Below are 20897 nucleotides of genomic sequence, written 5' to 3'. Positions count from 1 at the left end.
GATTAAGGTTGTGAGAAGCGAATGGTCACCGGCATTCCCTGACGCAATTCCTCATCGGCATCAGTAACAATAATGCGCAGGCGATAGACCAGATCGGTACGTAAATCAGGCGTTTCAACGGTTTTCGGGGTAAATTCCGCGGTCGGAGAAACGAAACCGATCTTACCGTGATACGGCTTATTGGGGCGACTGTCGGTATACACTTCGATTTCGGTGCCCGGTACAGCCTGGCCTAAATGGCGCTCATCCACATAGGCGCGAATCCAGACCGGTGTGGTCAACGACAGAGTGAATACGGTGTTACTAGCAGACAAAATGGTGCCTGGTTCGACGGCTCGGGTCAAAATAGTCCCAGCAGAAGGTGAGGTTAGCGTGGTGTCATGCAAGTTTAATTGAGCCTGCGCCAATTCAGCTTCCGCTTGTGCGACATTGGCTTCAGCCTGAGCAATTTCTTGCGGGCGATTGCCGCTCAGGAACTGGGCCAGTTTATCTTTGGCCGCTTGCAGCGCAGCCTGTGCCTGATTGCGTGAGGTGCGCGCATCTTCCAGCTCGTTGGCGGAGGTGGCTTTACTTGACCACAAACCCTGCTGACGTTTTAAGTAGCTATCGGCGTAGTTAAAGGCTGCCAGCTTCTGCGCCACTTCGGATTTTACCTGTGCGATTTCCTCTGCCCGATAACCGGCTTTCAATAGCGCGAGCTGCGCCTGTGCGCTGGCAAGATTAGCCTTCGCCTGATTTAACGCATTGTTATACGGGCCGTCATCCAATTGACCAAGACGTTGTCCTGGCTGGATTTTATCGCCTTCATCGACATCCAGTGAGGCCAAACGTCCACCAACGCGGAAGCCCAGATTCACCGTGCGAATATCTACGTTGCCATACAGAGTGAGCGTTCCATCTTGCTGCTGGCGATAGTAGCTCCATCCATATATTGCCGCCGCAATGACGGCGATAACGACGACTATCACTGCAATACTCTTGCGATTCATAACATTCCCTACCTGCAAACATGTAGTTATTGCTGCGCCGCCTGATGCCGCAGCCCGTTGAGAAGAAGGTCGATATGTTCGATAAGTACTTGATTGATTAGTTTATTTTCTGCATCGCCAATGTCGTTCCAACCCGCCTGATAGCGTATGGTTTCCCGCGCCATGCGAAATGCCAATACTTCGCCCAATAATGCATGGGTATGAATGATGGTTTTGGTAGCAAGAGCGTCAGCACCAATGTAATTCGCCAACAATAGATTAAGTTTATGGTGTAGTGGGGCAATCGCCTGTTGATGAATCAACGGATAGGCTTCGGTAGGGGAAAGCTGTTCCCGAGCCATAATTTTGCTCAAATTGATGGTTTCCGGCTGAGTCATTAAATGGCTGAATTGCAGCAGGCCCTGTCGAACATAATGTAGCTGTCGTTCAGTGCATTGCTCGGATGGTGGCGTTTGCAAAAATTGGTCAATTTCGGTCGCCAGCGGCACGAAAGCCTGACGAATAAAATCCGCAATCTGCTGCGCTACGGCCAGATAGAGTTTTTCTTTGGAACCAAAATAATAGGTAATAGCAGCAATATTTTGGTCTGCGCGCTGGGCAATATCGCGAGTGGTCGCTCCTTTCAAACCCAATTCCCCAAATAACTCGGTGGCGGCACGCAGCAACTGTTGCCGCGCCTGTTCACCGCGCAACGTCACCGGAACGTTGGAATTGGGCATGATAAAGGCTCCATTATGGATAGAATAAATTTATGCTTAAACCTTATAGTTAGGCTGGAAATAAATTAATCAATCATATGATTAACTTTAGGCCATAAGTATGGGTCTGTAAAGATAGGGAAAAGGAAAGGATTTTTGACTGGCGTAAGGCAATTTTTCTACAGTATTTACCTATAAATTCATCTGGTTGTTTAAATATCTCATTTTTTCACAAAAATCTGATATAATCCGCCTCAATGGTGCACTGCAGTTTGTGCCAATCCTCGTGGTAAAGCCTCATTTAATACCTCGTCTGATCATCTTCCCTTGAAACTGCACCTGACTGAATTGTTAGGATGGGGAAGATCTGGAGTTTCTCGTAATATGTCATTTGATACTCTCGGCTTAAACGCCGATATCCTGCGTGCAATTGAAGAGCAGGGCTACCTCGTGCCGACGCCAATTCAGCGTCAGGCGATCCCTGTAGTGCTGCAAGGCCGTGATTTAATGGCCAGCGCTCAAACCGGTACTGGTAAAACCGCTGGTTTCACCTTGCCGCTGTTGCAAATGCTGAATGATACCGCGCAGCCGATAAAAGGCCGCCGTCCGGTACGTGCCCTGATTTTGACCCCAACGCGTGAACTGGCTGCACAAATCGGCGAAAACGTCGAGCAGTACAGCAAGTACCTTAAATTACGTTCGCTGGTGGTCTTTGGTGGTGTGAGCATTAACCCGCAGATGATGAAGTTGCGCGGAGGCGTCGATATTCTGGTCGCTACTCCGGGCCGTTTACTGGATCTGGAACATCAGAACGCGGTTGATTTGTCTAAAATCGAAATTTTGGTGCTGGATGAAGCCGACCGTATGCTGGATATGGGCTTTATTCACGATATCCGTCGCGTGTTGGCTAAATTGCCAGCAAAACGCCAGAACCTGTTGTTCTCTGCGACCTTCTCCGACGAAATCAAAGGGCTGGCCAGTAAATTGCTGCACAACCCCGCTTCCGTTGAAGTGGCTCGTCGTAACACTGCTTCTGAGCAAATCACCCAAAGCGTTCATTTTGTGGATAAAAACCGCAAGCGGGAACTGCTTTCTCAGATGATTGGTAGCCAGGATTGGCAGCAGGTATTGGTGTTCACCCGTACCAAACACGGCGCTAACCATTTAGCAGAACAATTGAATAAAGACGGCATCACTGCCGCAGCTATTCATGGTAATAAGAGTCAGGGGGCTCGTACTCGTGCGCTGGCCGACTTTAAAGACGGTAAAATCCGCGTACTGGTAGCGACTGATATCGCCGCTCGTGGTCTTGATATCGATCAGTTACCGCATGTTGTTAACTATGAGCTGCCAAACGTACCGGAAGACTACGTTCACCGTATTGGTCGTACAGGCCGTGCGGAACGTACCGGTGAAGCGATCTCTCTGGTTTGTGTCGATGAGCATAAACTGCTGCGTGATATCGAGCGTCTGCTGAAACGTGAAATTCCACGCATCGCACTCGAGGGCTACGAGCCAGATCCAAGTATCAGAGCTGAGCCGATCCAAAACGGTCGTCAGGGACGCGGTGCTTCCCGTCCTGGTATGGGCCGTGGCAGTGCAAACCGCTCACAGGGCGGTGCAGGTGCCGGCCGTGGTGATAGCCGCGGCAACAGCAGCAAACCTCGCAGTCAGGGTGATGGTCAGCGCCGTTCAGCGCCACCGTCATCACGTCCGCGCAGCCGTAAGCCGGGCGAGTAAATCGTTCTAGTTTAGGAAAAACCGCTCTTAGCCGAGCGGTTTTTTTTGTCCAAAATTCGGTTGTTCCGGGTTAAATGCGCGTTATTTCTTGTCTTGCCGCAAGGTTCGCTCGTATCATTGCCGGTCTTTTTTAGGGGTATCGTGATGCGGATATTCCCACCTTATTTTTCAGCAGGCAGGTAATCAGGTCATGCGGGTACTTTTGGCACCGATGGAAGGCGTTCTGGATTCACTGGTTCGCGAATTATTAAGCGAAGTGAATGATTACGATCTCTGTATCACTGAGTTTTTACGGGTAGTCGATCAGTTGCTGCCAGCCAAATCTTTCTATCGTTTATGTCCTGAATTGCACCATCAAAGCCGCACTCCGTCTGGCACATTAGTTCGTATTCAATTATTAGGCCAATATCCAGAATGGTTGGCTGAAAATGCCGCCCGCGCGGTCGAACTCGGTTCCTACGGTGTGGATCTGAACTGCGGATGCCCGTCAAAGCTGGTCAACGGTAGCGGCGGTGGGGCAACTTTACTGAAAGATCCAGAGCTGATTTATCAAGGGGCTAAAGCGATGCGCGAAGCCGTACCCGCTCATTTACCGGTGACTGTAAAAATTCGTTTAGGCTGGGACTCTGGCGATCGTCAGTTCGAAATTGCCGATGCAGTACAGCAGGCTGGAGCCACTGAATTGGCGGTTCATGGGCGAACCAAAGAAGAGGGTTATCAGGCCGATCGTATTAACTGGCAGGCGATAGGTGACATCCGTCGCAGGCTAACTATTCCTGTTATTGCTAACGGCGAAATCTGGGATTACGCCAGCGCGCAGGAATGTATCAAAGTGACCGGTTGTGACGCGGTGATGTTAGGGCGCGGAGCGTTAAATGTGCCGAACCTGAGTCGGGTGGTGAAATATAATGAACCCCGAATGCCTTGGCCCGAGGTAGTGAAGCTGCTGCAAAAATATGTTCATCTAGAAAAACAGGGGGACACCGGCCTGTACCACGTAGCCCGAATTAAACAGTGGCTAGGATATTTACGTAAAGAATATGACGAAGCTACCGAGCTATTTACTGAAATTCGCGCGCTGAAAACCTCGCAGGACATCGCGCGAGTTATATGCCGTTAACGGATTTTTGCTAACGGCATAATATTGAACCGAACAGAACCCCTCTACGTAAAATGCCTACTCCCAGCGAACAATATCAGATATGTACCAGACAGCCTCGTGCGATAAACGGGGCGAGTACTTCTGGCAATTCGGCGAAGTTATTCCAGCGTAAATCCAAGCGCTTCAATTGGCTCAATTCTGAGAAGCTTTCCGGCAGGGTGGACAGTTTATTAGCGCGTAAATCCAGACTGTGCAGATTTTTCAGTGCGCCAAAGTTTTCTGGTAGCTGAGAGAGTTGGTTAAAGCGGAAATTAGCATCGGTTAGCTGCGGCAGTACACAAAACTCATTAGGTAAATAATTCAGACAATTGTCTGAAATATCCAGCACGCGAAGTTGCTTCAGGGCGGCAATTTCAGGGGCTATTGAGGAAATCTTATTCTTCATCAAATGCAACTCTTGTATCTGATGAAGGTGCCCTATGGCCGAAGGGATAGCGCTCATCACATTGTTATACAACCGAAGCTCTTTCAATGCTGAGAGAGAAAATATAGCTGAGGGAATTTCTTCCAGCTGATTATCGGTCACATTTAGATAGGCCAAATGCTGTAGCTCAGCCAAAGTCGAGGGTAAATCACTCAGATGATTATCGCTGATATAAAGATATTCCAGCTGCTTTAACCTCCCGATTTCGAGTGGGATGTTCTGTATACGGTTATGACCGAGATCTAACATGCGAAGCGTCGATAAGTCGCCGATAGTGGCCGGTATCGATGGAATGCTGTTGCAGGATAAATTGAGTACCTGCAAATTCTGCAATGAGATAATCTCTGCGGGAAACTCCGTCAGGCAATTGTTGTACAGGCTGAGCTGTTGTAATCCTGACATTGCGCTTAGGTTCTCAGGGACTGAACTTAGCTGTTTGTTATCCAGATTAATAACCTGATTGGCACGTTCGTCCACGGTGGTAGCGATTTTCGGATGTTGATGGAGCATCATTGTATTGTGCCTTTTCTTTATGCTGTGCCTGATTGGCCAAGCATAAGCTTTTTTCCCGCTAGCGATGACTTTTTTCCACGGTATAACCCTGGGCTGAGTCAATATGTATCGTTTGTTGTGAAGATTGTTCTGCGGGGGCGACAAAAGCTAGACACCACTTCATTTCTTTTCCCTGCCGGGTAACAAAAACATAGTCATCCATCTCGGAAATAGGCAGGTCAGGGAAGGCGCGCAGAACATGCTGAAAATCAGCATCCTGACAGGTAGAATTCAGCGAGCTCAGAAACAAACCACCGGCTTGGACAATCTCTTTTTCTGAAATATTTGGGGTATAGAGATTCGGTTTTTCATGATTAGACCATCTTTCCGCTATAAGTGGACGGTCCGGGGCGTAGAAAGTTAGCCACTGTGAGAAATAGCCACCGCCAACGTAGCGAAGTGGAACCTGATATTTATCTCGCCAGATTTGATTAATTTCGGCGCTTAGCGGTTGGATATAGTTAAATTTGCTGCCTGCGCCGCGAATATCTTTATACAACACTGTTGCGTAACCCAGACAAACCGCAGCCGCGACAATGAGCAGAGATAGATTGATTCCTCGCCAGGATTTCACTCGTTCGACATTCAGGAAGCAAAGAGCGATAACTGGGGATAATACGGTAAAAGGCTGTAACCATTCGGTGATTCGTCCCCCACTGTTAAACAGGAAATAGCCGAATATTAGTATAAGTGGTGGTGTAAACACGAAAAGAACGGCTTTCTTTTCGTCTGAGTCTGGCGCCACCAGTGTGGCTTTCAGCGTTTTGAGTAGCAGAATAATGATGATAATGGGGTAGAAAACCACAAGAGCGGAAACCAGAACTTTACTGTTAAGCCCCGCGTTGATTTGTGAATCAACCCAATTGAAGGCGGCAAAGTCGTGCTGATAAAGCCAAAAAATGTTAGGTGTGATAATAAGTAAAAATAGTAATAGCGAAAGATAGAATTCTTTGCTATTGCAGGATTCTCGCCCTTTTTTCGTCGAGAAGGCATAAATAAGCATAAAAGGAAAAAATGCAAAAGTAGAGTATTTTGACATGGCGGCTAAACCGCAAACAACCGCTAAGGCATACCAGTAAGCTTTATTATCATAAATAGATTTAACGAAAAATAAGAATAAATACGGCCAAAGCATCACAAGTAGATAATTATCATTATAAGAAATTATATCAAAATTGATAACGCCAGATAAATTTAGCGAGAGCATAGCGAAAAATGCGACTTTGTTATTGCCAAACAGTCGTCGACTCAGGAGGAAAATCCCCCATAAACCGACGGCAATAACGGTAAAATGCGAAATATACCAATATAACGCAAGGTTTATCAGTGGGTTGATGAGTAGACCTATAGCCGTCATTGCGCCAACTATATAGGGGTTTTTAGGTGAACCAAATTCGAGGCTATTCGCCCAATTCAGGGACTCTACAGCATCGTAGGGAACCGCCGGATCTAAATTAGATGAGACCGTAATCCATATTACGCTGTAAATTAATATAAATAATATCGCGCCGGTCTTGTAGTTATCGTCACTGCCATATGTCATTTAGAACTAGCCTTACTCTTATCATTGCAAATCAACTTGTCATTATTATAATTACTCGTCTATGTTCAAGTTGTTTCTCCTTTCTGTTTAGTGATTGTTTAGATGTATTTTTATAAATGGAAATAATGACTTAATTTAACTTATATTTATTTTTTTTGTTTAATTTTCATCTGAGAGTAACTCAAATTTCAATAAGGCTATATCTTCTTTGCTATTAGAATAACTAATGGAAATTATCGGCATTCAGAGAACGGTTATTTTATGTTAGCCACGCGATTATCAATAAGCTTAAACGACCATTTTTAATCTTTGTAACAATGATTTAAAGAATGTCTGATGCGCAGTTTATATGGGTAACTTATACTGCTTAGAGTCCAATTCACGCCACCTAAGTCAATCCATATGCATGTGAAAATACGTTTATCAATATTAAGTCTGTTTATTTTATCGGCAACAGCCTTGAGCCTTCCTGTGACGAGCTTCGCCACCACAGGTGCTGGCATAAAACAGTCAGCACCGTTGGAGTTAGCCTCTGGCAGCGCGATGGTTGTCGATTTAAAAACCAACAAAGTTATCTATAGTAATAATCCTGACCACGTAGTCCCTATTGCCTCAATCACTAAACTGATGACCGCGATGGTGGCTCTGGATGCCAAACAGCCACTTGATGAAATTATTTCAGTTGATATTCATCAAACTAAGGAATTAAAAGGTGTATTTTCGCGTGTGAGAGTCAATAGCGAAATAAATCGTAAAGACATGTTATTGCTAGCATTAATGTCATCCGAAAATCGTGCGGCGGCCAGTTTGGCTCACCATTATCGTGGCGGATATAGTGCATTTATTTCTGCTATGAATGCTAAAGCCAAATCCTTAGGTATGACCCATACCCATTTTGTGGAACCGACAGGGCTATCAACCCAGAACGTTTCTACTGCGCGTGATCTCAGTAAGTTGCTGCTGGCCAGTAAGCAATATCCGCTCATTGGTCAGTTGAGTACCTCTACTGAAAAAATGGCGACTTTCCGTAATCCGAATTACACCTTACCTTTCCGTAATACCAATCATCTGGTTTATAACGATAAGTGGAATATTCAACTGACAAAAACGGGTTTCACTAATGAGGCGGGGCATTGTCTGGTGATGCGCACGGTTATTAATAATCGCCCGGTCGCTTTGGTGGTGTTAGATGCTTTTGGTAAATATACGCATTTCGCTGATGCTAACCGATTACGCAGTTGGCTTGAAACGGGCAAAGCAGCGCCAATTCCAGGTGCAGCCAAAAGTTATCGACAGCAAAAAGATGCTCAGGGACGTTTAGCGAAAGTATCTGAATGATAGAAGATTAAAAGGCAGGAATACGCAGGATGCAGGTGCTTAAAGGATTAAAATGAATTCGCGGTTAGGATAGCCGCGAATTCAACCAATGATTAAAAAATAAGCTTGAAGACGCCGGTAATAGTCAGCAGGCCGACAATAAAAATTATCGCGATAATCCATAATATAATCTTCATTTGTTTCCCCTCGAAGAGAGTGAAAATAACGCCAACACAGGTTGGCAATGTGATCTCACTATAGTTTATCTTTCTCCATTTCGTGGCACTTCTTGTCAACCTTACTGATTTTTAAGACTTAACTGAAAGATAGTTCAAACCATATTAACGCCAGCACTTATGTTTGGAGGTTTTTCCTATCCCTGGATTAAAACTGTTGGTTGGATCTATTGCCTGATAAAAAGCCTTTAATTCAGGTTTGGCTAAATAGAGATGGCCAACATTATGTTCGGCAGGGTATTCAGCGCCTTTCGCCTGCAAAATATCTAACATTTTTTCTTTGATTTCCTGCGGATTCTCACCTTTCTTGACAATATAATCCTGATGGAAAACGTGACACATAAAATGCCCATAGTAGAGTTTTGCTACCAAACGACGATCTATTTCTTCAGGCAAGGTTTCAAACCACTGATCGTCATTACGGCGCAGAGCAATATCCAAAGCCAGTATATCTTCGACCTTATCGCTATGAACTGCATGGTAACGAACTGCTGCACCGGCGGCGGCAAAACGATGTAAAAAGGCTTTTTTTCCTTCGTCAGCGGTGCAAACCAGGTAGTTTCCTTCCGCCGATTCGAAAAATCGACGTAAATGCTCGTTAGCTTCCGCTATTCCTTGACCGGACATTTTCAGCATCAGGTGATGTTCATATTTATCTCGGTAGCTTTTTAGGCGTTTAGGAAGATGGCTAGGCAAAATACGGCTGAAGCCCTGCATGACACGATCGGTGATATTATTTATCAAAAAAGGAACTTTATTCAGCCGGGCATCGATCTTTCCTTTTAGGGTAAAGAAAGTCGGCATTTTATCCGTACCCATGGAATTGATCATGATAAAGGTATCTTTGCCATAAATTTCGGCGATATCAAAAACGTCCCGGTGCATATATTCTCCTGCAACCGGTAAGTGTTTAAAATCACGTAAAATAGTACGACGTAATTCTGTCAGCACCTTGGTGTCATTGGTGCCAATATAAAATACCTGTTGCTGAGACTCCGCAGGGAAAGTATCTAAGCGGACGGCAAAAACCGCGAGTTTTCCTGCACAGCCGGAGGCTTCAAATAAGCGCCGTTTATCAGCATTAAAACGCGACGGCGTATCGGCATCTACATCTCGCACTCGTTCAACATAATCATGATCCGAGGCTTTCTGCTCGCCATGACCAATATCTTCCGGGCCATAATCGGCACGGGTTAAACGCCAAAGAATATCTTCCGGCGTATCGCCCAGATGGATACCAAGATGGTTAACTAATTGAAGTTCGCCATGCTCATTTATCTGGGCAAAAAGTGCCATTTCGGTATAAGCCGGACCACGTTGTATTAGTGAACCGCCGGAATTATTGCAAACGCCACCAATAACCGAAGCACCAATACAGGATGAGCCAATAACGGAATGGGGGTCACGACCAAAGGGCTTTAAGCGTTTTTCCAGTTCATTTAACGTACTGCCGGGAAAAGCAATCACCTGTTCTGCATTATTTAACAACTGAATTTGATTGAGTCGCAGCGTGTTGATAATAACAATCTGGCGATCGTAATCATTTCCACTGGGAGTGGAACCTTCCGTCAGGCCAGTATTGGCTGCCTGCATAATAATGATTTTATCTGCGGCCACGCAGGCTTGCAGTATTTGCCATTGCTGCATTAGCGTTGCGGGGAAAACAACGGCCAGAGCTTCCCCTTGACCCGAACGGAATCCGGTTCGGTAACGTTTGGTTTGTCGCTCTTTTGTCAGAAGGTAACGCTCACCAACAATATTTTTCAGTTGCTGCAATAATTCCTGATTGTTGTCACCATCGGTACGATTCATTTTTCTCACCTAGAGTACGAACATCCTGTTTTGCTGCGAAAGTAAATCTGAATAGCTTATTTGTTGAAATCGATGCTTTCTTTGGTTGCCATGAAGTAAACATGAGGCTGAGGTTTCTTTCCCTACTGTGGGGCCGAGTTTGTGATCGATTTCACACACTGAAGGCTATTTGTAACCACGGGGGCTAATAGCATCGGATTTCATCCAACCTATATCAGCCTGTGACTAACAGACTTAAGGCATAATTGAGTAGATATAAGGTTTTTTTACGGCTATTTTTCTGTCAGGGCGGATTCAATGAGTGAGCATTTTGTTGGGAAATATGAGGTTGAATTAAAGTTTCGGGTACAGAATATCCGTAACCTATTGACGCAAATAGAAATACAGGATGCAGAGATTTTTGCTCTCAATAATCATGAAAAAGATTGTTATATGGATACTTGTGATGGGGCTCTTGCACGGCAAAGCATCAGTATGATATTGCGTGAAATGAAACCGTCAGGTATTCGTCTATGGATTGTCAAAGGGCCGGGAAGCGAGCGGTGCGAAGCCAGTCGGGTCGAGGATTTGGACAAGATTTCGAGTATGCTGGTGACATTAGGCTATCAGCCGATATTTACCCTAGAAAAGAACCGCAGTATCTATTTTATCGACCAATTTCACATTACGGTCGATCATTTGGAGTCTGTGGGAGACTTTGCTGAAATTGCGGTGATGACAGATGATCCGAATGAGTTGGCTGAATTAAAGCTGCAATGCAATCTTTTTGCCTCAACCCTTGGATTAACCGCAGATATGCTGGAACCTCGTTCTTACCGGCAATTACTGGGCTTCTAGATCCGAAGCGGTATTGAAGAAAGATAAGATGCAAATTTGGCTATTGACCGGTGAAAATAACGATATAGATATTCTCACCGGTAAACAGGCCATTATTTTTTTAATAGAGCTTTGAGATTGGCAAAAGGGTTATGAGTAGCGACCCCTTGATCTTTCTGCGCGTCATCTCCGGCAATAACCGTCGATCCGTATTGATCGGCTTCGGTGTATTTAGAATGCTCGTGATCGTGGCAAAACAGGCATAACATCTCCCAATTGCTGCCATCTTCCGGATTATTACCATGGTCGTGATCAATGTGGTGTACGGTCAACTCACGCAGATTGGAATACACAAACTCTCTGGAACACTTTCCGCAAACCCACGGGAAGAGTTTTAGCGCTTTCTCGCGGTAACCGCTTTCCAGCCGAGCATAGTTTTTAGGGATATAAGCCATTGGAACCTTCAATTCTGTCGTGTGATATCTGAGCTTATTTTAGCGCGAAAGAAGGGTCGTCACCATGATTTAGGTACTGGATAGGTCTTCCCCGTATAGAGTTTTAGTAAAATAACGATGGATTACGCCACTGAGCCTTGAGCCATAGACACGACTTGATACAAGAAAATTTTATTAGATCGATTTGGGCGTATTTTATTTTTATCATCCGATTTTTCATGTAGCCAATGGGCATTAATGGAGCCATATTTCTTTCATATAATGGCTTTTTGAGACTTTTTCCAATGATTTAAACGGCTAAGGCGTTTTACACTGGTAGCATAATTAGGCTAATTTTATCTGGAGTAAGGGAATAATCTGCCCGTTGCCCGATAATTATTCTTTGCCGATAAAGTTGAGGCGATATGAAAGAATCTGAAGTGCTGGCCGAAGTCAGTAATGAAAACCAGACACTGGTGGCTGTGGTGCAACAAGATCAGCGTGTGGTTTATTTCTATATTTACCCGTTGGAGTCCGTTGAAGATCGTTTTCCTGTGCGAGCGTGCTGGGTAAGAAACCTGACTGCAGCTCCTCAGTTAGATGATAACGCGGCTATTGAACAGGGACTTGCCCCGCGTTTGGCTGCGGCCTATTGTCGAAATATTGCCGGTGAAGAAGCATTGGATGCGCAATATATTAAGATTATCTGGTCAGAAAGTGATGATGGCGCAGCGCTATGGTATCAGGGGCAATTATTGGCAGTGATTCCCGGTTGGAGTTTGTATATCGATCACTCTGTCTGTTACTCCGCTAGCTGTATTAAAGAGAATCCACTCACTTTACCTTTGGGGTCAGCGTCCACGAATACGCAATATGCTCAGGCGGAACGTACTCGACAATTTTGGCGGGTCTGGCAGCAGGAGGACGGTAATCCCTGGCCAGGTATGCAAGTGGAATATATTCGACGCTATGAGCAGCATTTTGGCCCGGCGCAAAAGTATTATGCTATTGATCAGGGCAGATGGCCGCCAATGGCGATTTCTCAGCATGAAAAGGACGGTGTTTATTATTTTCTGACGCTGGGTGTCAGTATTCGCCCGCAGCCTTGGGTTGAGATTTTATTTAATGATGATGCCGGGAAATATCGTCGAATAGAATTGGCGCTGGCAGTAGATAGTCAATATGTCAACGAAGACAACGCCGTTCGCATGGCGAGTGCATTAGCTGGTTTTGCCCATGTTCCGTGGGGAAAAATAAGCTGGCTGGGCGAAGGCCATTCGTTGGAGTCTGAAGTTGCCCCTCAGGGCTACGAAGGCTATGTATTATCGGCCAATCTGTACCCTGAACATGCCAGTCTGACGTTACCGCAGCTGCAGGGCGATCCGGTAAACATTTATTGGGCCAGCCCGATATTTACCAGTGAGCGGGAGTTTGCGCATTCGCTACCAAACGGTGGCTACGATCTGTTAGTAAAAATGCGTCAGCGGCAGGTGAATCATATTTTCGCGCCAAGAGAGCCGGTTATTTAATCGGTCGGGTAGTTGAGTTTTACCGGGATAAAAAATTTATTTTTATTCTTGGATGAAGCACAGAGATTTGCGGATTTACCTAATAAGGTCTTAACTTAATACTGTAGTGGACGCTGTGAATAGCTAATAGTCACTCAGCTGATAAAGCACAGACCGTCAGGTTTATTCAATATTTGGAGGACGTATGGGGATTCTATCCTGGATTATCTTTGGTCTCATCGCCGGTATTCTGGCTAAGTGGATTATGCCAGGTAAAGACGGTGGCGGCTTCTTTATGACCATCATTCTTGGTGTGGTCGGTGCTTTGGTCGGTGGTTATATCAGTACTTTCTTTGGGATGGGCAGAGTCGATGGCTTTAACATTGGTAGCTTTGTCGTCGCAGTTATCGGTGCCTTGGTTGTGCTGTTTATCTACCGTAAAATCCGTAGCTGATTTACCCAAAAAAACTCATCTTCTCTAAAGAAAGGTGGCAATCACATGTCACCTTTCTCTCATCAAACCATCATTTCTCTGTCATAAAAATATCCGTTAATGGCTCAAAGATAACCTGCAATCTGAGAGACATTATATGGGCCAAGCATTACTTAAATATGCGCCAAATTATCCTGATACTGCACCGGAAACGAAAAAAAAGATTCTGGCGGTTAAAGGATTGGTGAAAGCCTATGCATCGCAGCATAAGGTGTTGGATGACATCAATTTTGAACTCCACGCGGGAGAATTTGTAGCGATTATTGGTCGCTCAGGTGCAGGGAAATCAACGTTACTTCATGTATTAAATGGCACTATTTCTTCCAGCGGCGGAGAGATTATTAACTATCAAGATAATGGGGAAACGCAAAATATTACCGCGCTGACGGCGAAACAAATGCGCAAATGGCGTGCCAAATGTGGAATGATTTTTCAAGATTTCTGTCTGGTTCCCCGCCTCGATGTTATGACCAATGTGTTACTCGGAAGATTAAGTCATACCCCAACGCTTAAATCATTTTTTAAAATATTTGCCGAGCATGACCGTGCTAGAGCCATCGAGTTATTGCAGTGGTTGAATATGTTGCCACATGCGCTGCAGCGCGCCGAAAATTTATCCGGTGGGCAAATGCAACGCGTTGCTATTTGTCGCGCGATGATGCAAAACCCTAAAATTCTATTAGCTGATGAGCCGGTAGCCTCCCTCGACCCAAAAAATACCACCCGAATAATGAATACGCTGCAAAAAATCAGTGAAAGCGATATTGCGGTAGTGGTGAATTTACATTCGGTGGCGTTAGTTAAAGATTACTGCACGCGAGTGATTGGTATTGCGCAGGGGAAAATTATATTTGACGGTCATCCGGATAAGCTAAGTGACAGTATTATTCATGATATTTACAACGATGAAGCAACTGATGTTTTGCATTAATTTCCATTAATCCTCTACGCACATAGGTTATTTTAATGAAAAAAGTACTTAGTATTACTTCGTTAGTGGCAGGCGCGATGATGGTATTTAACGCCACTGCGGCAGATGCACCGAAAGAAATCAATTTGGGTATTCTTGGTGGCCAAAATGCAACACAGCAAATTGGCGATAATATGTGTGTAAAAGAATTTTTGGAAAAAGAATTAAAAGTAAAAACCAATTTGCATAATGCTTCCGATTATTCTGGGGTTATTCAAGGATTACTCGGTGGAAAGATTGATATGGTGCTGAGTATGTCGCCGTCATCTTTCGCCTCGGTTTATATCAAAGACCCTAAGGCCGTCGATTTGGTCGGCATTGTCGTCGATGATACCGATCAGTCTCGCGGCTATCACTCGGTGGTCGTGGTGAAGGCAGACAGCCCTTACCAGAAAATAGAGGATTTAAAGGGGCAAGCCTTTGGTTTTGCCGATCCGGATTCAACCTCGGGTTTCCTGATTCCTAATCAGAGCTTTAAACAAAAATTCGGCGGAACGTCGGATAATAAATATAACAACTTCTTCTCCAGCGTGACGTTTTCCGGTGGTCATGAGCAAGACATCCTTGGCGTTATCAATGGTCAGTTTGCCGGCGCGGTAACCTGGGCATCAATGATCGGCGATTATAATACCGGTTATACTAGCGGAGCTTTCACTCGCATGATTCGGATGGATCATCCCGATTTAATGAAACAGATTAGGATTATCTGGCAGTCTCCGTTAATTCCTAATGGTCCAATTCTCGTTCGCAGTGCTTTACCGCCAGCATTCAAAGCGCAGCTGGTTGCGGCTATCAAAAAGCTGGATAAAGAAGATCATGCCTGCTTTATCAAAGCGGTAGGGGGAAAGCAGCATATTGAGGAAACCTCATTGAGCGAATACCAAACCGTCATTGATTTGAAGCGCGATCTAACCAAAGGCGACCGTTAAGTCGGTTGATATAATGAATAGGATAGCTCTGGGAAGGAATACCGGAGCTATCGGTTTTCAGGCGGTAAGTTATTTTGAATACTGACTTCAATCATTATTACCAGCAGGTTCGCAGTAAGCAAAAACGCGAAACCTTAATATGGTCTTTAGTTCTGGTTGTACTCTATCTGGGGGCAGGCAGTATTGCTGAATTTAATCTTCACACCGTTCTGGTTTCCTTCCCACATTTTTTTGATTATCTGGCTGAAACAATTCCGGTACTCCACTGGCCGGTCTTATTTGCCGATGGGCGTACTGAAGGTTCATTGGCATATTGGGGCTATCGCCTGAATATTCAGCTACCTCTAATTTGGGAGACGCTACAGCTTGCCATAGCAGCGACCATTCTTTCGGTTATTGTCGCCTGTATTTTGGCTTTTCTTGCGGCTAATAATACTCACAGCCCAGCGCCAGTCAGATTAGCGATTCGTACCTTTGTTGCATTTTTGCGTACCATGCCTGAATTAGCTTGGGCGGTAATGTTTGTCATGGCTTTTGGCATTGGTGCGATTCCCGGTTTTTTGGCTCTAGCGTTACATACAATCGGTAGCCTGACCAAATTATTCTATGAGTCTATTGAAACCGCCTCAAATAAACCTGTTCGTGGTTTGACAGCCTGCGGTGCCAGTAAGTTACAACGTATGCGCTTTGGCATTTGGCCACAGGTGAAACCCATCTTTCTGTCTTATAGCTTTATGCGATTGGAAATTAATTTTCGCCAGTCAACCATACTGGGTTTGGTCGGCGCGGGAGGAATAGGACAAGAGCTAATGACGTCGATTAAGTTGGATCGTTATGATCAGGTCAGCATCACGCTGTTGCTGATTATCACCGTGGTTTCATTATTGGATTACACCTCTGGAAAATTACGTAGACGTGTTGTGGAAGGAGCCGCTTAATGATGACGAATACGCTTTCGCCAGCTGATGTGTTCTCCTTGAAGCAGCAGCATCCGAGCCTTTTTTCGCAGCAGCGGCGCTATCTTCGCTTGGTCGTTGGCATCGGTGTGGCCATTGTTTTCTATTATATTTTCTTCTTTAATTTCTTCGGTATTCCCTGGTCTGCCTTCGTTCACGGCAGCCAGCAAATAGGGCGCTATTTCCTGCGAATGTTTGTCTGGCATGATTTTATCAACTGGCCGTTTAAATATTACTTTGGCCAGATTTTTATTACTTTAGCCATTGTATTTGCCGGTACGCTTACAGCGACGTTGATTGCGTTGCCACTGTCATTTCTTGCTGCCCGTAATGTAATGGATACACCGGTATTACGAGTTATCTCTTTTGTTGTGCGCCGTTTTCTCGATATTTTTCGCGGTATCGATATGGCGATTTGGGGGCTGATTTTTGTTCGTGCCGTAGGCATGGGGCCGCTGGCGGGGGTTCTGGCCATTTTTATGCAGGATATGGGGTTACTGGGTAAACTCTATGCCGAGGGACACGAGGCGGTAGATAAATCCCCTAGCCGTGGATTAACAGCAATGGGGGCCAACCCATTACAAAAACACCGCTTTGGTATTTTCACCCAGTCGTTTCCAACTTTTCTGGCACTTAGCCTGTATCAGGTAGAGTCTAATACCCGTTCTGCGGCGGTGTTAGGTTTTGTCGGCGCTGGCGGTATCGGTTTGGTTTACGCAGAGAATATGCGTTTATGGAACTGGGATGTGGTGATGTTTATAACGTTGATTATGGTGGTTATTGTGATGGTGATGGATAAAATATCTGCCATGTTGCGCAATAAATACATTATTGGCGAAGAGATTAACCTGTATAAATTAGACTCAAGAGATCTGTGCATTATTACTAACGATAAGTGATTTTTTTATTTATATCAGAGCCCAACCTGGCGTGTTTTTGTGTGGTTGGGTTCTGCGATGTTATTTTAACAATCAGTTATCGCTTTATTTTTTATTGCTCGTTTATTTGTGAATTTTAATGATGTTGTTATTTTTATTTAATAATAACTTGTTCTTTTTACGTTTATATCAAATTAAATTTACATTGAGAAAAAGTGATTGTTTCTATATAATACTGCCCGCCAGACGTTAAAGAAGATTTTTGTTATTCTTGCGACCTTCGCACACGTCTATTAAATTAATTGGAATAGGGCAGTAATATGATCAACAACGATGTGCTCCGCAGTGTTCGCTATATGCTTAATGTTAACGATGCTAAAATCGTAGAAATCATCAAGTTAACTGATTTTGAAGTGAACAGTGCGGATATCGTTAATTTCCTTAAGAAAGAAGACGAAGCTGGCTACCAGAATTGCCCTGATGAGGTAATGGCTCATTTTCTTAACGGTCTGATCTTCTTTAAGCGCGGTAAGGATGACAAATTCCCCGCTCCGTCTATTGAAGCACGTATCACCAATAACATCGTGCTGAAAAAGCTTCGCGTAGCCTTTGAGCTGAAAGATACCGATATGCACGATATTTTCACCTCCGTTGATTTTCCGGTGTCCAAACCTGAATTGAACGCGTTGTTCCGTAAGGACGACAGCAAAAATTTCCGCCCTTGTGGCGATCAGGTGCTGCGTTACTTCCTGAAGGGGTTAACTCTGCGGGTGCGTGGTCCTAAAAAATAGTTGTTCTAAAATGACATAATGATAATAGCGGGCAGTGGCTCGCTATTATTGTATTTCCATCTTTTAAATGAAATAAATTAACGAATGGTGAATTGAATAGCTTTGACTCTCGTTCAGAACTATTACTCTACCTTGTTGGGAATGTTATTGAAGTTAATAGACTTTGATGTTTGTATAAAGGGTTTTCATTTATTTTTGTTTTTTAGTGACTAAATTAATTTATCTTCCCCTATTAAATATAATATATTTTGATGGTCGTAATATTGAGGTTACTCTCTGCTTGTAATCTATTTTAGGAGTATATTATTTATCTAAATCCACAATGGCCGGATATTAATCCGGCCATTTAGGTTATTAATAATTGCAGAGGTTATCTGGCGCTAACTTCAACGGGCAGAAAGTCCGATGCACCCCATTCCGCCCAGGAACCGTCATATAAAGATACAGAACGAGCCTTTACTGCGTGTAACCCCAATGCCAGTACCGCGGCGGTTACGCCGGAACCACAGCTAACAATGATCGGTTTTTCCAGATCCACTCCGTTAGATTGGAAAATATCCCGCAGAATTTCCGGTGACTTGAGCTGGCCTTGTTCAACCATCAGCCCCCAGGGAATATTGATGCTGCCTGGAATATGCCCTAATCGCAGGCCGGGGCGAGGTTCCGGTTCCGCGCCAGCAAATCGCGGCGCCGGGCGCGCGTCCAAGATCTGCGTGTCAGGTTCGTCTATAGCGGCGAGAACCTGCTCGGAATTTTTGACCGATTTCTCGTTTAGCGTGGCGGTAAACCACTGTGGTTCTGGATTGGCTGACCCGCTTGCCAGCGGCAAACCGGCTTGTTTCCACTGTTCAATACCGCCTTCCAGCACGCGAACGTCACGAGCGCCAAAAGTGCGAAATGTCCACCAGCCTCGAGGGGCTGAGAAAAGGTTGCCATCGTCATACAACACTATCGTGTGCTGGTCGTTGATACCCAATTTACCCATGGCTTCACCGAATGCTTCGGCGCTAGGCAACATGTGAGGCAGAGAGGTATTGTGGTCGGAAACCTCATCAATATTGAAGAAAACCGCGCCTGGGATATGACCTTGCTCAAACTCGGCCTGAATATCGCGTTTAGGGTTCAGCCCCGGCGGTGACAGCCGGGCATCCAGAATAACCACTTGTTTATCGTCTAAATGTTCAGCCAGCCAGTGCGGGCTAACCAGAAAAGAAGGGTTCATCGAAAGTCACCTGTCCATGGGTTAATGAAAATGTTTAGCTTACAACTATATATCTAAATTGGGCTCGGGGGTTTTTCTCTCGTCACTATCTTTCCCTATTGCGCGTTGGCTCTGATTTTTTCCGTTGTCTTAGTATGGATACGGGCTTATCTGGCTTATCAGCAGCGCAGTGGGGGATTTGTGGTGAATGGCTATACTGAATGGTTAGGCGAGTACGCATTCCAGTCGGACAAGGTTTAAATTCACCCGTGAGGCTGACTCCCCTCGTGATGATAGCAGGGAGAATAGGCTAAGTTTGCGTGGGTTTAACGGATAGCCGCTGAGGATTAAATGAACGACTAAGGCAAATAAAGTCGACATAGTTATTGATTTGTTAATAGTTATTGGGTCATAAAGAACGCTGTAACCCATTAAAATCCTTCGATGATAAGAGGCAAACCGATGGCACTAACCCTTACCTTTAGACCTGTTATAGCACTGGCAACCATCATGTTAAGCCTGACGACCGGTCTGGCACAGGCGGCAGATAGCGTGCGTGTGGGGTCTAAAATTGATACTGAAGGCTCGCTGCTGGGCAATATTATTGTGCAAGTTCTGGAGGCCAATAATATTAAAACCACCAACAAATCTCAGTTGGGGACGACCAAAGTGGTGCGAGCGGCTATCAGTGCGGGTGAGATTGATATCTATCCTGAATATACCGGTAACGGTGCCTTTTTCTTCTCGGATGAAAAAGATCCAGCGTGGAAAAACGCGAAGGCTGGTTACGAGAAAGTCAAAGCGCTGGATTATGAAAAAAATAAACTGGTCTGGCTGGATGCAGCGCCAGCAAACAATACCTGGACCATTGCGGTTCGTCAGGATTTAGCCAGTCAAAATAATCTTAAGACGCTGGCTGATTTAGGAAAATGGATAAGCGATGGCGGTCAGTTCAAACTGGCGGCGTCGGCAGAATTTATTGAACGACCAGATGCATTACCTGCGTTTGAACAGGCGTATGGCTTCAAATTAACTCAGGACCAACTGCTGTCGCTGGCAGGAGGCGATACGGCTGTCACCATTAAAGCGGCAGCGGAGCAAACCTCCGGCGTGAATGCGGCGATGGCTTACGGTACTGACGGCCCGGTGGCCGCTTTGGGCTTACAAACGCTGACCGACCCTAAAGGCGTACAACCGATTTATGCCCCGGCGCCGATTATCCGGGAAGCAACGCTGAAGCAGCATCCTGAAATTCCTGCCGTGTTGAATCCGGTTTTTGCAACTCTCGATGGCCCAACCCTGCAAAAACTGAATGCGCGAATTGCTGTAGAAGGACAGGACGCGAAGAAGGTTGCCGCGAGCTATCTAAAAGAGAAAGGGTTTATCAAAGGTTAATCCTCGTAATGAAATACTGACCGGCGACGGATTGCATCTTTAGCCGGTCATGG

At 45.1% G+C, this 20897-nt stretch carries 20 protein-coding genes; 12 read left to right on the top strand and 8 right to left on the bottom strand.

From position 1 onward, the window contains the following. Nucleotides 1-2: 2 nt before the first annotated feature. Nucleotides 3-989, bottom strand: coding sequence for a secretion protein HlyD (gene hlyD, locus AD970_RS02115; RefSeq protein WP_049596673.1), 987 nt, complete (start codon nt 987-989; stop codon nt 3-5). Between the two features lie 26 nt (nt 990-1015). Beyond that, nucleotides 1016-1708 (bottom strand): transcriptional regulator CecR, encoded by a 693-nt coding sequence (gene cecR / locus AD970_RS02110; protein WP_049596672.1) that lies wholly within the window; start codon nt 1706-1708, stop codon nt 1016-1018. A 363-nt stretch (nt 1709-2071) separates the two neighbouring features. On the opposite strand from cecR, the gene rhlE reads away from it, so the two are divergent. Together rhlE and dusC are read left to right on the top strand one after the other, a co-directional pair. Then, complete coding sequence (gene rhlE, locus AD970_RS02105; RefSeq protein ID WP_049596671.1) at nt 2072-3427, top strand: ATP-dependent RNA helicase RhlE; 1356 nt, start codon at nt 2072-2074, stop codon at nt 3425-3427. A gap of 190 nt (nt 3428-3617) precedes the next feature. Further along, nucleotides 3618-4547, top strand: coding sequence for a tRNA dihydrouridine(16) synthase DusC (dusC, locus tag AD970_RS02100; protein ID WP_049596670.1), 930 nt, complete (start codon nt 3618-3620; stop codon nt 4545-4547). Nucleotides 4548-4623: 76 nt separating this feature from the next. On the opposite strand, the gene AD970_RS02095 is transcribed toward dusC, so the two are convergent. Both AD970_RS02095 and AD970_RS02090 read right to left on the bottom strand, forming a co-directional pair. After that, nucleotides 4624-5526, bottom strand: coding sequence for a leucine-rich repeat domain-containing protein (locus AD970_RS02095; RefSeq protein WP_072080582.1), 903 nt, complete (start codon nt 5524-5526; stop codon nt 4624-4626). A gap of 58 nt (nt 5527-5584) precedes the next feature. Beyond that, on the bottom strand, nt 5585-7108 hold the full coding sequence (locus AD970_RS02090) for a glycosyltransferase family 39 protein (RefSeq protein ID WP_072080581.1): 1524 nt from the start codon (nt 7106-7108) through the stop codon (nt 5585-5587). A 402-nt stretch (nt 7109-7510) separates the two neighbouring features. On the opposite strand from AD970_RS02090, the gene pbpG reads away from it, so the two are divergent. Further along, complete coding sequence (pbpG, locus tag AD970_RS02085; RefSeq protein ID WP_049596669.1) at nt 7511-8446, top strand: D-alanyl-D-alanine endopeptidase; 936 nt, start codon at nt 7511-7513, stop codon at nt 8444-8446. 92 nt (nt 8447-8538) lie between these two features. Here pbpG and AD970_RS20655 read toward each other — a convergent pair whose 3' ends face one another. Together AD970_RS20655 and dld are read right to left on the bottom strand one after the other, a co-directional pair. Next, the gene (locus tag AD970_RS20655; RefSeq protein ID WP_017346848.1) at nt 8539-8622 is read right to left on the bottom strand and encodes a small membrane protein YohP; all 84 of its coding nucleotides are present in this window, start codon (nt 8620-8622) and stop codon (nt 8539-8541) included. Nucleotides 8623-8766: 144 nt separating this feature from the next. Continuing rightward, nucleotides 8767-10473, bottom strand: coding sequence for a D-lactate dehydrogenase (gene dld, locus AD970_RS02080; RefSeq protein ID WP_049596668.1), 1707 nt, complete (start codon nt 10471-10473; stop codon nt 8767-8769). Nucleotides 10474-10770: 297 nt separating this feature from the next. On the opposite strand from dld, the gene AD970_RS02075 reads away from it, so the two are divergent. Continuing rightward, on the top strand, nt 10771-11310 hold the full coding sequence (locus tag AD970_RS02075) for a class IV adenylate cyclase (RefSeq protein ID WP_049596667.1): 540 nt from the start codon (nt 10771-10773) through the stop codon (nt 11308-11310). A gap of 92 nt (nt 11311-11402) precedes the next feature. Here AD970_RS02075 and yajD read toward each other — a convergent pair whose 3' ends face one another. Next, the gene (gene yajD / locus AD970_RS02070) at nt 11403-11744 is read right to left on the bottom strand and encodes an HNH nuclease YajD (protein WP_049596666.1); all 342 of its coding nucleotides are present in this window, start codon (nt 11742-11744) and stop codon (nt 11403-11405) included. A gap of 404 nt (nt 11745-12148) precedes the next feature. Between yajD and AD970_RS02065 the strand changes: the two genes are divergently transcribed. The 7 genes from AD970_RS02065 (at nt 12149) to AD970_RS02035 (ending at nt 18248) form a co-directional block, all read left to right on the top strand. Continuing rightward, entirely contained in the window at nt 12149-13252 is a 1104-nt protein-coding gene (locus AD970_RS02065) for a suppressor of fused domain protein (RefSeq protein ID WP_049596665.1), read from the top strand. 184 nt (nt 13253-13436) lie between these two features. Continuing rightward, a complete protein-coding gene (locus AD970_RS02060; RefSeq protein ID WP_049596664.1) occupies nt 13437-13685 on the top strand; it encodes a GlsB/YeaQ/YmgE family stress response membrane protein in 249 nt (82 codons plus the stop codon). Nucleotides 13686-13821: 136 nt separating this feature from the next. Next, nucleotides 13822-14655, top strand: coding sequence for a phosphonate ABC transporter ATP-binding protein (gene phnC, locus AD970_RS02055; protein ID WP_049596663.1), 834 nt, complete (start codon nt 13822-13824; stop codon nt 14653-14655). Nucleotides 14656-14690: 35 nt separating this feature from the next. After that, nucleotides 14691-15623, top strand: coding sequence for a phosphonate ABC transporter substrate-binding protein (phnD, locus tag AD970_RS02050; RefSeq protein WP_049596662.1), 933 nt, complete (start codon nt 14691-14693; stop codon nt 15621-15623). Nucleotides 15624-15697: 74 nt separating this feature from the next. After that, nucleotides 15698-16561 (top strand): phosphonate ABC transporter, permease protein PhnE, encoded by an 864-nt coding sequence (phnE, locus tag AD970_RS02045; protein ID WP_049596661.1) that lies wholly within the window; start codon nt 15698-15700, stop codon nt 16559-16561. After that, a complete protein-coding gene (phnE, locus tag AD970_RS02040) occupies nt 16561-17478 on the top strand; it encodes a phosphonate ABC transporter, permease protein PhnE (RefSeq protein WP_049596660.1) in 918 nt (305 codons plus the stop codon). The genes phnE (AD970_RS02045) and phnE (AD970_RS02040) overlap by 1 nt, the downstream gene beginning before the upstream one ends. A 299-nt stretch (nt 17479-17777) precedes the next feature. Then, nucleotides 17778-18248, top strand: coding sequence for a YehS family protein (locus AD970_RS02035; RefSeq protein WP_049596659.1), 471 nt, complete (start codon nt 17778-17780; stop codon nt 18246-18248). 370 nt (nt 18249-18618) lie between these two features. On the opposite strand, the gene sseA is transcribed toward AD970_RS02035, so the two are convergent. Beyond that, nucleotides 18619-19470 carry a 3-mercaptopyruvate sulfurtransferase gene (gene sseA / locus AD970_RS02030; protein WP_049596658.1) on the bottom strand — a complete coding sequence of 284 codons (852 nt, stop codon included), beginning with the start codon at nt 19468-19470 and terminating at the stop codon, nt 18619-18621. A 441-nt stretch (nt 19471-19911) separates the two neighbouring features. Between sseA and osmF the strand changes: the two genes are divergently transcribed. After that, on the top strand, nt 19912-20844 hold the full coding sequence (gene osmF / locus AD970_RS02025; protein WP_049596657.1) for a glycine betaine ABC transporter substrate-binding protein OsmF: 933 nt from the start codon (nt 19912-19914) through the stop codon (nt 20842-20844). Nucleotides 20845-20897 lie beyond the last annotated feature (53 nt).

Origin of the sequence: Yersinia nurmii (assembly GCF_001112925.1) — a bacterium.
In the GTDB taxonomy this organism is placed as follows: domain Bacteria; phylum Pseudomonadota; class Gammaproteobacteria; order Enterobacterales; family Enterobacteriaceae; genus Yersinia; species Yersinia nurmii.
The sequence above is the reverse complement of the archived record's forward strand: the minus strand, read 5'-3'. Positions and strand labels throughout refer to the sequence as shown.